13 protein-coding genes are annotated in these 14,060 nt (G+C 61.7%); 3 read left to right on the top strand and 10 right to left on the bottom strand.

Going from position 1 to position 14,060, the window contains the following annotated elements:
* Positions 1–48: 48 nt before the first annotated feature.
* The 3 genes from M5G11_RS00145 to M5G11_RS00135 all read right to left on the bottom strand — a co-directional run bounded on the left by M5G11_RS00145 (position 49) and on the right by M5G11_RS00135 (position 1,836).
* Positions 49–693 carry a hypothetical protein gene (locus M5G11_RS00145; protein ID WP_273913029.1) on the bottom strand — a complete coding sequence of 215 codons (645 nt, stop codon included), beginning with the start codon at positions 691–693 and terminating at the stop codon, positions 49–51.
* A gap of 161 nt (positions 694–854) precedes the next feature.
* Positions 855–1,070: a tautomerase family protein gene (locus tag M5G11_RS00140; RefSeq protein ID WP_273913028.1), complete on the bottom strand. Its 216-nt coding sequence runs from the start codon at positions 1,068–1,070 to the stop codon at positions 855–857.
* Between the two features lie 25 nt (positions 1,071–1,095).
* The gene (locus M5G11_RS00135) at positions 1,096–1,836 is read right to left on the bottom strand and encodes an SDR family NAD(P)-dependent oxidoreductase (RefSeq protein ID WP_273913027.1); all 741 of its coding nucleotides are present in this window, start codon (positions 1,834–1,836) and stop codon (positions 1,096–1,098) included.
* Between the two features lie 127 nt (positions 1,837–1,963).
* On the opposite strand from M5G11_RS00135, the gene M5G11_RS00130 reads away from it, so the two are divergent.
* Positions 1,964–2,875, top strand: coding sequence for a LysR family transcriptional regulator (locus M5G11_RS00130; protein WP_273913026.1), 912 nt, complete (start codon positions 1,964–1,966; stop codon positions 2,873–2,875).
* Positions 2,876–2,999: 124 nt separating this feature from the next.
* On the opposite strand, the gene M5G11_RS00120 is transcribed toward M5G11_RS00130, so the two are convergent.
* The 3 genes from M5G11_RS00120 to M5G11_RS00110 all read right to left on the bottom strand — a co-directional run bounded on the left by M5G11_RS00120 (position 3,000) and on the right by M5G11_RS00110 (position 5,490).
* Positions 3,000–4,148, bottom strand: a complete 1,149-nt coding sequence (locus tag M5G11_RS00120; RefSeq protein ID WP_273913025.1) for a M14 family metallopeptidase — start codon at positions 4,146–4,148, stop codon at positions 3,000–3,002.
* A 48-nt stretch (positions 4,149–4,196) separates the two neighbouring features.
* Positions 4,197–4,709: a DUF4880 domain-containing protein gene (locus M5G11_RS00115; RefSeq protein WP_273913024.1), complete on the bottom strand. Its 513-nt coding sequence runs from the start codon at positions 4,707–4,709 to the stop codon at positions 4,197–4,199.
* Positions 4,710–5,130: 421 nt separating this feature from the next.
* Positions 5,131–5,490 (bottom strand): DUF6124 family protein, encoded by a 360-nt coding sequence (locus M5G11_RS00110; RefSeq protein ID WP_273913023.1) that lies wholly within the window; start codon positions 5,488–5,490, stop codon positions 5,131–5,133.
* 127 nt (positions 5,491–5,617) lie between these two features.
* Between M5G11_RS00110 and M5G11_RS00105 the strand changes: the two genes are divergently transcribed.
* A complete protein-coding gene (locus M5G11_RS00105) occupies positions 5,618–6,232 on the top strand; it encodes a LexA family protein (protein WP_273913022.1) in 615 nt (204 codons plus the stop codon).
* A gap of 85 nt (positions 6,233–6,317) precedes the next feature.
* Here the strand turns inward: M5G11_RS00105 and M5G11_RS00100 are convergent, their stop codons facing one another.
* From M5G11_RS00100 to M5G11_RS00085, 4 genes are read right to left on the bottom strand one after another with little or no spacing between them, the layout of a single operon-like run.
* Positions 6,318–8,279 (bottom strand): acetyl/propionyl/methylcrotonyl-CoA carboxylase subunit alpha, encoded by a 1,962-nt coding sequence (locus M5G11_RS00100; protein WP_273913021.1) that lies wholly within the window; start codon positions 8,277–8,279, stop codon positions 6,318–6,320.
* Positions 8,276–9,094 carry a gamma-carboxygeranoyl-CoA hydratase gene (locus M5G11_RS00095; RefSeq protein ID WP_273913020.1) on the bottom strand — a complete coding sequence of 273 codons (819 nt, stop codon included), beginning with the start codon at positions 9,092–9,094 and terminating at the stop codon, positions 8,276–8,278. Before M5G11_RS00095 ends, M5G11_RS00100 begins: the two co-directional genes overlap by 4 nt.
* Before the next feature lie 3 nt (positions 9,095–9,097).
* Entirely contained in the window at positions 9,098–10,705 is a 1,608-nt protein-coding gene (locus tag M5G11_RS00090; RefSeq protein WP_273913019.1) for a carboxyl transferase domain-containing protein, read from the bottom strand.
* A 19-nt stretch (positions 10,706–10,724) separates the two neighbouring features.
* Complete coding sequence (locus tag M5G11_RS00085; RefSeq protein ID WP_273913018.1) at positions 10,725–11,888, bottom strand: isovaleryl-CoA dehydrogenase; 1,164 nt, start codon at positions 11,886–11,888, stop codon at positions 10,725–10,727.
* A 218-nt stretch (positions 11,889–12,106) separates the two neighbouring features.
* On the opposite strand from M5G11_RS00085, the gene M5G11_RS00080 reads away from it, so the two are divergent.
* Positions 12,107–13,780, top strand: coding sequence for an AMP-binding protein (locus M5G11_RS00080; RefSeq protein WP_273913017.1), 1,674 nt, complete (start codon positions 12,107–12,109; stop codon positions 13,778–13,780).
* The last annotated feature ends 280 nt before the right edge of the window (positions 13,781–14,060 follow it).

Genomic DNA, 14,060 nt, shown 5'->3' with positions numbered 1-14,060 from the left:
CCAGGGGGATGATGTGGGGTACCACGTCATCCCCCAGCCCAGGGCGTCTCAATCGACTGCTTTTTTTTCAGCCACTGGAACCGGCAATGAGATGTAGATATTTGCGCCGGAGGTGGATGTGTCGGCCACCAGACGCTTCAGCTCAGGGAACTGTTTGGCGACATATTCCTGTACTGAAGAAATGGTAGCGCTTTCAATATTCGCGATACCCAGCAGGTCTGTTCGTTTTATGCCATCCGCGTAGCGTGTCTTGTCAAAGTTTACGTACGCCCAAAGTTGGCCTTCAGTGCCTGGTTGTGAGCGGTAGGTTTTCTTGTCATTTGGGTAGTTGATGGTGAATCCGCTTTCAGCGCGATAGCGTTTTTCCGTTGTATCTGAGGACAGTGTGACCTGAATGTCGCTGAGCGTGACATCCACCGGATACTGGCCCGCGTTCTTGGTCGTGCAAGAGATCTTCCATGACCAGTTATCGATGTTGGTTGCATGACATGAACTGCTTGTACTGGGGCTGAGTGCCAGAACATGTTTGTGTGCCTCGATATTGGCTCTCTTGGTTTCCAATTCAATTTTGGGCCTTTCAATACCTTGGTAGGTAATCAAGTATTGCGCGGCGATGGTCAGTGCTCCGCCGAGTATGACGCCCCCAAAAGTGTAAAGTGCCACCGCTTTGGATTGATCTTGTCCCTGACTCATGTTGTTTACACGTTCCTTGGTACGGGTTGACTGATGCGGGCGCTGAAGGTGAGCGATCGTGCCAGGCGAAACTGAACATGCATGATGCCATCATCCGTGATGGCACTTCTATCATGAGGATTGGGTTTGCCTGGCGAAGAGGGGGTACTGCAGTGCCTGTCTTAACGCGTCCGACTGTTTTCTCGCAACCGTATCGCCGTCACGGTTTCCCCGCCAGCCCCCCAGTTGTCCGTCGGCACCTCTTCAATCACCACGAAGGTCGAGGCGGGTGGCTTGTTCAGGATGCGTTCCAGCATCGCCGTGGTCGCTTCGATCAGTTCGCGTTTCTGCTCGGCGGTGACGCCTTCATCGGTGACGCGGATATGAACGTAAGGCATGACGCTTTCCTCTTGGAGTGATGGTTTACCAGGTACCGCTGGTGGCGCCGCCGTCGACTGGCAGGATGGTGCCGGTCACGAACGAGGTGTCGCTCAGGTATAGCACTGCATCGACCACATCCTGCGGCGAGCCGACCTTGCCGCTGGGGGCCAGGCTGCGCAGCGCGGCCTGGGTTTGCGCATCGCTTGGGTGCAGCGGCGTGTCGATGATGCCGGGGGCTACCGCGTTTACCTTCACGCCCGATGCCGCCAACTCAAGCGCCAGGCCGCGCACGGCGTGGTTCAGGCCGCCCTTGATCAGCACCGGGAGCAGGGCGGGGACCTTCACGTTCGGCTGCATGGCAATGGATGCGGTAATGCTGATGATGTGCCCGCTGCCCTGCGCGCTCATGTGTGCGGCCGCGGCTTGGGCGGGGTAGAAGAAGCCCTTCAGGTTGGTCGAGACAATTGCATCGACGTCTTCCTCGGTGTAGTCACCGACCGGTTTGGCAATGAAGATCCCGGCGTTGTTGACCAGCACATCGACCTTGCCGAACGCGGCGATGGCCTGCTCGAACAGTGCTTTCGCCGTTTGCGGCTTGGCAATGTCGCCAGCCACCAGCAACAGGTTTGCCGGGTTGCCCAGTTTGCTTGCGGCTTCTTCAAGGCGCGCCATGGTGCGGGCGTTGCCGACCACGTTGTCGCCGCGCTCCAGGTAGGCCTTGGCGATGGCGAAGCCCAAACCGCTGGATGCGCCGGTGACGATGACAGTTTTTGCAGTGCTCATGGGGTGGTTCTCCAAGGGTACGGGCGGTGGGTGCCCGGCATGGAGATCACTATAGATAACAACTGGTGGTTGAAAAATGAGGCGTATGGCATTTCAATTGATACTCCATGTAATCAATGTGACCGCCATGACCCGCTATTTCGACGATCTGCAATTGGGTAGCATCGAGCTGTTCTGCCTTGCGGCAGAAACTGGCAGCTTTACGGCGGCGGCTACGCAGGCGGGGGTAACGCCGGCGGCGGTCAGCCGCTCGGTGGCGCGTCTGGAGGAGCGCCTGGGCGTGCGCCTGTTTGTGCGCACCACGCGGCAAATGCGCCTGAGCGAGGAAGGCCAGCGCTATTACGCGCACTGCCGACAGGCATTGGCCCAGTTGGTGGATGCCGAGCGCGAGGCGACCGGTGGGCAGGTGACGCCTTCCGGTCGGCTGCGCATCAGTGCGCCCACGCCCTATGCGCATTACCGGCTGTTGCCACTGTTGCCGGGGTTTCGAGCGCGCTATCCGCAGGTGCAGTTGGACCTTCACGTCAGTAACCGCAACGTCGACTTTTTCGAGGAAGGGTTCGATATGGCGATTCGCGGGCGTGAACCCACGGACTCGCGGCTGGTGGCGCGCAGGCTGGAAGATGCCGAGTTGGTGGTGGTCGGGACCCCGGCCTATCTGGCGCAGGTGGGCATGCCGCATACGCCGGACGACCTGGCCGGGCATGACTGTATCCAGTTCGACATCCCCAGCACCGGGCGCAAGGCCCTGTGGGCGTTCCGAGACGGGGAGGCCCTGCAGGAGCGGGAGACAAGCGGGAACTACACCTGTCAGGGGGACTTTCTGGCGACCTCGACCTTGGTGAAAAGTGGCGCTGGGTTGATGCAGGCCTATCGCTTTACCGTGCAGCGCGAGCTGGACAGTGGTGAATTGCTGGAGGTGTTGCCGGCGTTTGGCGGGACTTCACGGCCGTTCATGCTGATCTACCCGCACGCACGGCATTTGCCGCTGCGGGTGCGGGTATTCATTGATTACCTGATGCAGGCAAGATTCCCTTGAGACGCTAGCGGCAGTTGCCTTGCAGTCAGACGGCGCTTTTGACTTTGCTCCAGACCCGCGTACGCGCCCGCTCAACCTTCAACGGCAGGGCCTCCAGGGCAAGCAGGGTGGCCATTCCCGAGCATCAGCGCAGGTTGCCTGCCATCTTCTCAAACGTCTCCAGCACAGCCCCGGCCAATGCCTTGGAGCGCGCCCCGGACCAGCCGGTAACGGCGTTCGGCGCATCGTCATGGTCTTTGAACGGCATTTCCAGGGTCAGTGACAGGCAGTCATACGCCTGGCCCACCGCATTGCACGCCAGGGTCATGTTGGCTTCGCCCGGCTTGCTCAGTGCATAGCCATGCTTGGTCTGGAAGTCTTGGGTAACGCTGCACAAGGTGCTGCGAAAGCGCTCTTCAAGCTCGGCAATACGCGGCGTATAACCCGGGTTGCCTTCACAGGCTGCTGTGAATACATGCGGAATTTCTTCGTCACCATGGGCATCGAGGAACAGGTCGACGCCATGCAGCTTCATTTGCTGCTGCGCGAAGAGCACCTCTGGCGTCAGTTCGCTACTCGCATCCTGCCAGGCCCGGTTGAGGTCCTTGCCCTTGAAGTTGGTGCGCAGGTGGCCGTGGAACGCTCCGTCGGGGTTCATGTTGGGGATCAGGTAGAGGTCCGCTTTTTCCAGCAACGCTTGAACCGTCTCATCGTTCTGCTCCAGGCGATCAATCACGCCTTCCATGAACCATTCGGCCATGTGCTCGCCGGGGTGCTGCTGCGCGATGATCCAGATCTTGCGTTTGCCAGCAGCACCATCACCTGCACGCAACAGGGGAATGTCGCGACCTTCGACGCTGCGCCCGGTCGCCAGCAGCGCGACGTTCGGCAGGCTCACGGCACGTTCGATCAGTTGGTTGTGGCGCGCGCGTGGATAAGGTTCGAAGTAGGCGAACCAAGCTTGTGGCTCGCGGGCTTCGAGGCTGAAATGCAGCGCCTTGCCATCGAATTGGCTGGGTACGCGGAACCACGTTTGCTGATCATACGAGGCGACCGCCTGATATCCCTGCCAGGCTGCGTTGTAGGAAGACTCCCCGGCATTTTCCAGGTTGAACTGGTGCGTCTGCCCTGGGGTCAGGCCGCTGGCCTTGAAGTGGAACCACTGGAAATGGTTGCTATGGGTGTCAGGGCGGATCGCCAAACGGACCTGGGCAGGATTGCTGACGTCACGGATGAGGATGTTGCCGGAGTCGAACGCACAGTCGATGCTCAGGGGGGACAGCGTCACGGTCATTGCCAGGCTCCTGTAGAGTTGTTGTGACACCCACTCTACACGCCTGGCTCACGACCAGAAACCGATCGCCAGCAATGCGGCCAGACCAAGGCCGACGGCGACCGAACAGCCACCTAGTGAAACAGCCGCCCAAGGCTGGCGATACCACTGGCCATGGCCGAGCATGCGGGCCGGTGCAAGCAGGGTGCGCCAGCGCAACTCGGTGTCGTGGAACGCTTGCAGGTGCTCGGGGGCGGCATCCAGCCAGCGGCGGAAGTCGATACGCTCGCTGGCGGTGACATCCGGGCTCTGCAAGCGCACATACCAAAGGCAGGCCTCGCGGCTGACCGGCGTACGGGCCTGCTGGGCAGCCTGCAGTACCTGGTTCATGTGGCGCTCGATGGCGGCGCAGGAGAGGTCAAGGCGCTGGGCGATACTGGCGAAGGGCAATTGATCAAGGCGGCTGAGCAGAAAGACCTGCTGAACCCGGCGTGGCAGCCGGTTCAGGCGCCAAAGCAAGGCGTCGTCGTCTTGCTCGATGGAATCGGGGAGGTGTTCAAGGGGCAGCAACAGACGAGTCATGGCACAAGCTCCTTGCTGAGGTGGAACGGCCGAGGCGGTAAAGGGGGCGTCTTCCCTGACGCTGCGACAGCTTAGTCTGCATGAGATTGATTCTCAAGTGCTATTTCAGCAAAGGAACGTTACCTAGGGTTACATTCTGCGACATACCTTTGCTATCATCGCCGTCATTCAAGCAACACCCGCCTTCATTAGCCTGAAGAGCCAAAAAAAAAGACCCGGCAAAAAGCCGGGTCAAAAACCGTGATTAGCCTGATGAGGAGATAATCTGAGAGTCCGACCTAAGGGCTTTCAGGTTACCCAACCAGTCTTGCGACCAGTTGTTTGCAATAGTAATCGTTCTCATTTTCAAGTCAAATGATTTTTGCGTTGATGCGCGAAAATTATTCGGCTGCCTGTCTGTTGGCTGAATCCAGCCGCCTTCTTATTCCTTGTTCTCTGCTGCGTAGTGCGCCTCAGCCAGCATCAGGTCATTGAATTTCGCCTGTTCAGTGATGCTGCGCTCAAGCAGTGCCCGCGCCATGTTGATCATGTGCATCACGGAGTAGGTCATCTCCTGGGGTGCGCCATTGAGCCCATCGGCAGCCTGGAACGCGGTTGTGGCGGCGCTGCGCAGCAGCGTTGAGGCATACCCGGCGGCTTGGTCTGCGGTGAGGTCGGTGCGGGCGATCACCAGTGGTGCATCGGTGAGCCCCCAGGGCTTTGTGGGTGCGGGGTTGAGGTAGAAATCCAGTGCGCGACGTGCGGCGTCGCTGTCCAGTTCATCGAAGGAAGATGGGTTCATGATGACGGCCCTGTAGGTCGGCTGTTTTTGTGGCTTGCCATGGTAATACGTACTGTATTTATTACTGCAAATTAAATACTACAGTATGTGTATTGAGCGTGTGGGGGCAGTCCGTATCGTGCCTGCGATGGATAAATGGATAGCCCTGGTCAAATCCAGGATGCGTGAAGTGAAGTTCACGCAGGAAAAACTTGCCGAGCGCATCGGGGTCACCCAGGGTGCGGTCGGCCATTGGCTGCGCAAAGAGCGCGAACCCACGCTTGAGCGGATGAACGAGATCCTCGTAGTGCTGGGGATCGGTCATTTGCAGATGAACGCCAGCAGCGATGTGGCGGAGCTTGCGCAGGCGTATGCCAGCGACTTTGACGCTGAGCCGGTGTTCCGCTACCCACTGCGCGGCTGGAGCGACCTGACCTTGGACCAGGCGCGTGCCGAGCTGTGTGATTACGCAGCGCAAGGTACGGCGTACTGGCTGCCCGTGGAAGGCGATGCGATGACCGCGCCGGTCGGCCTGAGTGTTCCTGATGGCATGCTGGTGCTGGTCGACAGCGGGTTGCAGGCAGAGCCTGGCAAGTTGGTGATCGCGCAGTTGCCGGGCGGGGCGGCGGTGTTTCGCCAGTTGATAGAGGAGGGTGGGCAGCGGTACCTGCGGCCGTTGAATCCGACTTATCCGAAGTTGCCCTGGCCTGAGGACGGTGAGGTGCTGGGGGTGGTTGTCCAGGCACTGATCAAGTTCACTTGATGCAGCATCGCCGGCAAGGCCGGCTCCCACAGGAACTGCATTGGCACGCTCCTTGTGGGAGCCGGCCTTGCCGGCGATGAGGCCATCAGCCCTCAGCACCCTCCAGCTCAACCAAGGCACTGCCTTCACTGACCATCTCGCCTTCCTGGCAATACAGCGCTTTGACCGTCCCGGCCTGTGGTGCGCGGATGCTGTGTTCCATCTTCATGGCCTCCAGCACCACCAGTTGCGCACCGGCCTCCACCTGCTGACCCACCTCGACCAACACGCGCACAATGCTGCCGTTCATAGGCGCACTCAGGCCGCCTTGATGGCTATGCCCAGCATCGGCTTCGGCAATCGGGTCGTAGGCCGTGACGGCATGCAGTTCGCCTTCCCATTGCAGGTACAGCGTCTGCCCACGGCGGATCGCCAGGTGTTGCCGGCGCATGCCGTTGCTGTCGACGACCAGTTGCTCCCCCTCAAGCGTGAAGGGCGACGCGGCAGCCCGGGTAAGCCCCAGCGCCTGGTTCTGACCATTGCAGTTCAGGTGCACGCTGATCTGCGCCGGCACACCGGCCCGGAAACCTTCACGTGCAGCCCAAGGTGACGCCGGATCGTCGCTGCGTTGCAGCGTTGGCTCACTCTGGATGAACGCTTCACCGGCGGCCTGCCAGAACTGTTCAGGCAAAGCCTGCGGTGCTGGCAGCAACTGCGCCTGATAGCGCGGGATAAACCCGGTATCCAGCTCGGCGGCGGCAAAGGCCGGGTGCGCGAGAATCCGCCGCAGGAACGCGATGTTGGTCTTCAGCCCGCCAATGGCAAACTCGTCGAGCATCGCCAGCAAACGCAGGCGCGCTTGTTCACGGTCTTCGCCCCAAGCAATCAGCTTGCCGAGCATCGGGTCGTAGAACGGCGAGACGCTGTCGCCTTCACTGACGCCGCTGTCCACACGGCGGCCTTCACCGGCAGCCGATTCACGATAAAGCGCCAGATGGCCGGTGGCGGGCAGGAAGTCGTTGGCGGGGTCTTCGGCGTACAAGCGCACTTCGATGGCATGGCCTATGAGCGGAACCTGCTCCTGGGTGATCGGCAGCGCCTCGCCACGGGCAACGCGAATTTGCCAGGCAACCAGGTCGAGGCCGGTAATGGCTTCGGTCACCGGGTGCTCCACTTGCAGGCGGGTGTTCATCTCCATGAAGAAGAACTCGCCACGCGCATCGAGCAGGAACTCGACCGTGCCTGCGCCGACATAACCGATGGCTTGCGCGGCGCGTACGGCAGACTCGCCCATGGCGCGCCGTTGTTCAGCGCTCAAACCCGGTGCCGGCGCTTCTTCGACGACTTTCTGGTGACGTCTCTGGATCGAGCAGTCGCGTTCATTCAGGTACAGGCAGTTGCCCTGCTGGTCGGCAAATACCTGGATTTCGACATGGCGTGGCTTGAGGACGTACTTCTCCACCAGCATCCGCGCGTCGCCAAACGAGGACAACGCCTCGCGCTGCGCCGAGGCCAGTGCTTCGGCCAGCTGGCTTTCTTCCTCGACCACCTTCATGCCCTTGCCGCCGCCACCGGCGGTGGCCTTGAGCAGGACGGGGTAGCCGATCTTTTCAGCCGCAGCGCGGAACGTTTCAACGTCCTGGGCTTCGCCGTGATAGCCCGGCACCAAGGGGACGCCGGCCGTTTCCATCAAGGCCTTGGCAGCCGACTTGCTGCCCATGGCCAGGATGGCGGAGGCGGGCGGGCCGAGGAAAATCAGCCCGGCGTCTTCGATGGCCTTGGCAAAGCCTGCGTTCTCCGAGAGGAAGCCGTAGCCCGGGTGAATGGCCTGTGCGCCACTGGCCTTGGCCGCAGCGATCAGCTTGGCGATGTCCAGGTAGCTCTCGGCCGCCTTGGCGCCGCCCAGGTCGACCCGGATATCGGCTTCGCGGCTGTGGCGGGCGTCGCGGTCGACGGCGCTGTGCACGGCGACGGTGGTCAGGCCCAGGGCCTTGGCGGTACGCATGACGCGGCAAGCGATCTCGCCACGGTTGGCGACCAGCAGGGTGGTCAGCACGGCACGGCTCATGGGCGGGGCTCCTTGTCCGAAGAGGGGGTCAGCCAGCTTGGCTTGCGCTTTTCGAGGAAGGCACGCAGGCCTTCCTGGCCTTCAGCGCTGACGCGAATGCGGGCAATGGCGTTCTCGCAGTAGCGGCGTACGGCCGGGGTCAGTTCCCCGTGCCCGACTTCACGTAGCAGCTCCTTGCTGGCGCGCATGGCTTGCGGGCTGTTGAGCAGCAGGTTGTCGATCCATTGTTCGACCTGTTGCTCCAGCTCGGCGGCGGGATAGGCTTCAGAGAGCAGGCCCAGCTCACGCGCACGCACTCCGCTGAACCGTTCGGCGGTCAGGGCATAACGCCGTGCTGCGCGTTCGCCCATGGCCTGCACCACGAACGGGCTGATCACCGCCGGTGCCAGGCCAATGCGTACTTCCGACAGGCACAGCTGGGCATCTTCGCTGCCAATCGCCATGTCGCAGCAACTGATCAGCCCTAGTGCCCCGCCAAAGGCTGCGCCCTGGACCACTGCCAGGGTCGGCACCTTGAACTTGGCCAGGTTGTACATCAACTCGGCCAGTTCGCGAGCGTCATCCAGGTTGGTGTTGTAGTCGAGTTCGGCCGACTGTTGCATCCAGGCCAGGTCCGCGCCGGCGCTGAAATGCCGGCCACGCCCACGCAGCAGTACGAAGCGCAGGCTGGCGTCGTTGCCGAGCTGGTCGATGGCCACGATCAGTTCGCGGATCATCTGCGCGTTGAAGGCGTTGTTCTTGGCTTCCCGGCTCAGCCACAGGGTGGCGAAACCACGGGGGTCCCTGATCAGTTCAAGGGTAGAGAAGTCGCTCATCGGTCACATCCGGAAAATGCCGAAACGGCTTTGTTCGATCGGTGCGTTGAGGGCTGCCGAGAGGGCCAGGCCAAGGATCTCGCGGGTTTGCGCGGGGTCGATGACGCCGTCATCCCACAGCCGCGCGCTGGAGTAGTAGGGGTGGCCCTGGTGCTCGTACTGATCAAGGATCGGTTGCTTGAGCCGCGCCTCGTCGTCGCTGCTGAAGGGTTGCCCGCTGCGCTCGCTTTGCTCGCGCTTGACCTGGGCCAGTACGCCGGCGGCCTGTTCGGCGCCCATTACGCCGATGCGCGCATTCGGCCACATCCACAGGAAACGTGGGTCGTAGGCGCGGCCGCACATGCCGTAGTTGCCGGCGCCAAAGCTGCCGCCGATGATCACGGTGAACTTCGGCACCTTGGCGCACGCCACGGCTGTCACCAGCTTGGCGCCGTGCTTGGCAATGCCGCCGGCTTCGTACTTCTGGCCGACCATGAAGCCGGTGATGTTCTGCAGGAACAGCAGCGGGATCCCGCGCTGGCACGCCAGCTCGATGAAGTGCGCGCCTTTTTGCGCCGCTTCGGCGAACAGGATGCCGTTATTGGCCAGGATGGCCACGGGGTAGCCGTGCAGGTGAGCGAAGCCGCACACCAGGGTGGTGCCGAACAGAGCCTTGAACTCATCGAACAGCGAGCCATCGACCAGGCGGGCAATCACTTCGCGTACATCGAAAGGTTGCTTGGCGTCGGCCGGGACCACGCCGTACAGCTCGTCCGCGGCATACAGCGGGGCAATCGGCGTGCGTTGCTGCAACTCACCTTGCTTGTGCCAGTTGAGGTTGGCGATGCAGCGGCGGGCGATGGCCAGGGCGTGCTCGTCGTTCTCGGCATAGTGGTCGGCAACGCCGCTGGTCTTGCAGTGCACATCGGCGCCGCCGAGGTCTTCGGCGCTGACCACTTCGCCAGTGGCGGCCTTCACCAGGGGCGGGCCGGCGAGGAAGATGGTTGCCTGCTGGCGCACCATGATCGCTTCGTCGGCCATGGCTGGCACGTAGGCGCCACCGGCAGTGCAGGAACCCATTACCACGGCAATCTGCGGAATGCCCAGGGCGCTCATGTTGGCCTGGTTGAAGAAGATCCGCCCGAAGTGCTCACGGTCGGGGAAGACTTCATCCTGACGCGGCAGGTTGGCGCCGCCCGAGTCCACCAGGTACAGGCATGGCAGGCGGTTCTGCTGGGCGATGGCTTGGGCGCGCAGGTGTTTCTTCACGGTCAGCGGGTAGTAGGAGCCGCCTTTGACCGTGGCGTCATTGGCCACGATCATGCATTCGACGCCCTCGACCCGGCCGATCCCGGCAATCACCCCGGCTGCCGGTACGTCTTCGCCATACACTTCATGGGCGGCCAGTTGGCCGATCTCAAGGAAGGGCGAGCCCGGGTCGAGCAGGCGATCAATGCGTTCGCGCGGCAGCAGCTTGCCGCGCGAGGTGTGCCGCTCTTGCGCTTTCGGCCCGCCGCCCTGGTGCACCTGGGCGAGCAGGGTGCGCAGGGCCTGGACCTGTTCGAGCATGGCCGCGCTGTTATGCGTGAAGTCTGCCGAGCGAGGGTTGAGCTGGGTATGCAGGATAGCCATGGGCGCCTTTTCCTTGTGCTCAGCGGGTTTCGTTGAACAGTTCGCGGCCGATCAGCATCCGGCGGATTTCGCTGGTGCCGGCGCCGATCTCGTAGAGTTTGGCATCGCGCAGCAGGCGCCCGGCCGGGAACTCGTTGATGTAGCCATTGCCGCCTAGGATCTGGATCGCTTCCAGGCCCATCTGGGTGGCACGTTCGGCGGTGTAGAGGATGACCCCGGCGGCGTCCTTGCGCGTGGTTTCGCCACGGTCACAGGCCTGGGCCACGGCGTACAGGTAGGCGCGGCTGGCGTTCAGCTGGGTGTACATGTCGGCGACCTTGCCCTGGATCAGTTGGAACTCGCCGATGCTCTGGCCGAACTGCTTGCGGTCGTGGATGTACGGCACGATCAGGTCCATGCAGGCCTGCATGATCCCGGTCGGGCCACCGGCCAATACCACGCGCTCGTAGTCCAGGCCGCTCATCAGCACCTTCACGCCGCCGTTGAGCTGGCCGAGGATGTTCTCTTCCGGCACTTCGACGTTGTCGAAGAACAGCTCGCAGGTGTTCGAGCCGCGCATGCCCAGCTTGTCGAATTTGCTGCCGCGGCTGAAGCCGGCCGAGTCACGTTCGACGATGAAGGCGGTGATGCCGTGCGGGCCTTTTTCCAGGTCGGTCTTGGCGTAGATCACGTAGGTGTTGGCGTCGGGGCCGTTGGTGATCCAGGTCTTGCTGCCGTTGAGCACGTAGTGGTCGCCGCGCTTCTCGGCGCGCAGCTTCATCGAGACCACGTCGGAGCCGGCGTTCGGCTCGCTCATGGCCAGGGCGCCGATGTGCTCGCCGCTGATCAGCTTGGGCAGGTACTTGGCTTTCTGCGCAGCATTGCCGTTGCGGTTGATCTGGTTGACGCAGAGGTTGGAATGGGCGCCGTAGGAGAGGGCCACCGAGGCCGAGCCACGGCTGATTTCTTCCATGGCAATCACGTGGGCCAGGTAGCCTAGGCCGGCGCCGCCATATTCTTCCGAGACGGTCACACCGAGCAGGCCCATGTCGCCGAACTTGCGCCACATATCGTCGGGGAACAGGTTGTCCTGGTCGATTTGCGCGGCGCGCGGGGCCAACTCGGCCGCGACAAAGGCTTGCACCTGGTCGCGCAGCATGTCGATGGTTTCGCCCAGGGCGAAGTTCAGGGAGGGATAACGCATGCTGTCACCTTCTGTTCGATTGTTCTTGGAATTGAGGGGGAGCGGTGTAGGCCTTTTCGCCGGCAACGCCGGCTCCCACAGAGTTTTTCACCTTGACGTTAACGTAAACCTGGGCCCGACAACTGTCAATCGCATCGTGACCTTTACGTTAACGTTACTTTGCGCCAGAGTAGCTGCGCTTGAATCAGCTCCCAGAACAAACACAAAAAGGGATCGCCATGAATCAACCCAGTTACACCCAGGGCCGTCAGGACAAACCATTGTTGGCCATGACCATTGGCCAGGCCTTCGACGCTACCGTGGCACGCTTTGCCGAACGTGAGGCGCTGGTGGTCCGTCACCAGCAGCAGCGCTACACCTGGCGCCAACTGGCCGACAGCGTTGACCGCCATGCCCGCGCCTTCATGGCCCTGGGCCTTAAGACCGGCGACCGCCTGGGCATCTGGGCGCCCAATTGTGCGCAGTGGTGCATTGCCCAGTTCGCCAGCGCCAAGGTCGGGATCATCCTGGTCAACATCAACCCGGCGTATCGCACCAGTGAGCTGGAATACGTGCTCAAGCAGTCCGGTTGCAAATGGCTGATCTGTGCGGGTGCCTTCAAGTCTTCCAACTATCACGCGATGATCGGCGAGCTGCTGCCAGAGCTCGCGGGGCAGGCGGCTGGCCAGCTCAATGGCGAGCGACTTCCGGAGTTGCGCGGGTTGATCAGCCTGGACGCCGAGCCGCCGTCAGGCTTTTTGCCTTGGCATGCGTTGGCGCAGATGGCCGATTCGATTGAGCTTGAGGGCTACGACGCCCTCCAGCAAAGCCTGCAATTCGACCAGCCGGTGAACATCCAGTACACCTCCGGCACCACCGGCTTCCCCAAGGGCGCGACGCTCAGCCACTACAACATCCTCAACAACGGCTACATGGTCGGCGAAAGCCTGGGTTTGACCGAGCACGATCGCATGGTCATCCCGGTGCCGTTGTATCACTGCTTCGGCATGGTCATGGGCAACCTTGGGTGCGTCACCCATGGCAGCACGATGATTTATCCCAGCGATGCCTTTGACCCGGTATTGACCCTCGGTTGCGTCGCCGAGGAACGCGCGACGGCGCTGTATGGCGTGCCGACCATGTTCATCGCCATTCTCGACCAGCCGCAGCGCGCCGAATACGACCTCAGCAGCCTGCGCACCGGAATCATGGCCGGGGCAACGTGTCCGATCGAGGTGATGCGCCGGGTGATCAGCGAGTTGCACATGGCTGAGGTGCAGATTGCCTATGGGATGACCGAGACCAGCCCGGTGTCGCTGCAGACTGGGCCGGATGATGGCTTGGAGTTGCGCGTGACCACGGTGGGGCGGACTCAGCCGCAGTTGGAAAGCAAGGTGGTTGATGAGCACGGTTGCATCGTGGCGCGTGGGCAGATCGGTGAGCTGTGTACCCGGGGGTACAGCGTGATGCTGGGCTATTGGGGCAACCCGGCGGCCACCGCCGAGGCGGTTGATCCGGCGGGGTGGATGCATACCGGGGACCTGGCAAGCATGGATGGGCAGGGGTATGTGTGCATCGCCGGGCGCAACAAGGACATGATCATTCGCGGTGGCGAGAACATCTATCCACGGGAGTTGGAAGAGTTCTTCTTCACCCACCCGGCGGTGGCCGATGTGCAGGTGATCGGGATTCCCGATGATCGCTACGGTGAAGAGATTGTGGCGTGGGTCAAGCTGCATCCGGGGCACAGTGCTAGCGGGGAAGAGTTGCAACTGTGGTGCAAGAGCCGCATTGCGCACTTCAAGACGCCGCGGTACTTCCGCTTTGTCGAGGAGTTTCCGATGACGGTTACAGGGAAGGTGCAGAAGTTTCGGATGCGGGAGATCAGTATCGAGGAGTTGGCTCGGGGGTGATGGTGGTTTTTTTTGGGTGGGTGAGCTTATCCATTGGCCCCTTCCGCCCTTACGGCGGGTTACTTTTTTGGGCGCAAAAAAAACCAAAAGTATGGGCAGCCCCCCCTTTTTTATCCAATAAATCAAAAGGAAAAGCCCAATAATGCCCCCTTTTCTTCTGCATCGGTGCCCATCATGCCCCTCATGTTGATCTTGCCTATTGCGTAAATACTCCTCCTTCGAAACCGAAACCAACCCACCCGCATACACCCGCGGCCAAGCCTCCTTCCTCCACCCCCCC

The sequence above is a fragment of the Pseudomonas fontis genome (genome assembly GCF_028656955.1).
GTDB classification, from domain to species: domain Bacteria; phylum Pseudomonadota; class Gammaproteobacteria; order Pseudomonadales; family Pseudomonadaceae; genus Aquipseudomonas; species Aquipseudomonas fontis.
The sequence above is the reverse complement of the archived record's forward strand: the minus strand, read 5'-3'. Positions and strand labels throughout refer to the sequence as shown.

Bases quoted from the DNA above. Each gene is read 5' to 3' on its own strand.
- M5G11_RS00145 (WP_273913029.1), bottom strand. From the start codon at position 693: ATGAGTCAGGGACAAGATCAATCCAAAGCGGTGGCACTTTACACTTTT.
- M5G11_RS00140 (WP_273913028.1), bottom strand. From the start codon at position 1,070: ATGCCTTACGTTCATATCCGCGTCACCGATGAAGGCGTCACCGCCGAG.
- M5G11_RS00135 (WP_273913027.1), bottom strand. From the start codon at position 1,836: ATGAGCACTGCAAAAACTGTCATCGTCACCGGCGCATCCAGCGGTTTG.
- M5G11_RS00130 (WP_273913026.1), top strand. From the start codon at position 1,964: ATGACCCGCTATTTCGACGATCTGCAATTGGGTAGCATCGAGCTGTTC.
- M5G11_RS00120 (WP_273913025.1), bottom strand. From the start codon at position 4,148: ATGACCGTGACGCTGTCCCCCCTGAGCATCGACTGTGCGTTCGACTCC.
- M5G11_RS00115 (WP_273913024.1), bottom strand. From the start codon at position 4,709: ATGACTCGTCTGTTGCTGCCCCTTGAACACCTCCCCGATTCCATCGAG.
- M5G11_RS00110 (WP_273913023.1), bottom strand. From the start codon at position 5,490: ATGAACCCATCTTCCTTCGATGAACTGGACAGCGACGCCGCACGTCGC.
- M5G11_RS00105 (WP_273913022.1), top strand. From the start codon at position 5,618: ATGGATAAATGGATAGCCCTGGTCAAATCCAGGATGCGTGAAGTGAAG.
- M5G11_RS00100 (WP_273913021.1), bottom strand. From the start codon at position 8,279: ATGAGCCGTGCCGTGCTGACCACCCTGCTGGTCGCCAACCGTGGCGAG.
- M5G11_RS00095 (WP_273913020.1), bottom strand. From the start codon at position 9,094: ATGAGCGACTTCTCTACCCTTGAACTGATCAGGGACCCCCGTGGTTTC.
- M5G11_RS00090 (WP_273913019.1), bottom strand. From the start codon at position 10,705: ATGGCTATCCTGCATACCCAGCTCAACCCTCGCTCGGCAGACTTCACG.
- M5G11_RS00085 (WP_273913018.1), bottom strand. From the start codon at position 11,888: ATGCGTTATCCCTCCCTGAACTTCGCCCTGGGCGAAACCATCGACATG.
- M5G11_RS00080 (WP_273913017.1), top strand. From the start codon at position 12,107: ATGAATCAACCCAGTTACACCCAGGGCCGTCAGGACAAACCATTGTTG.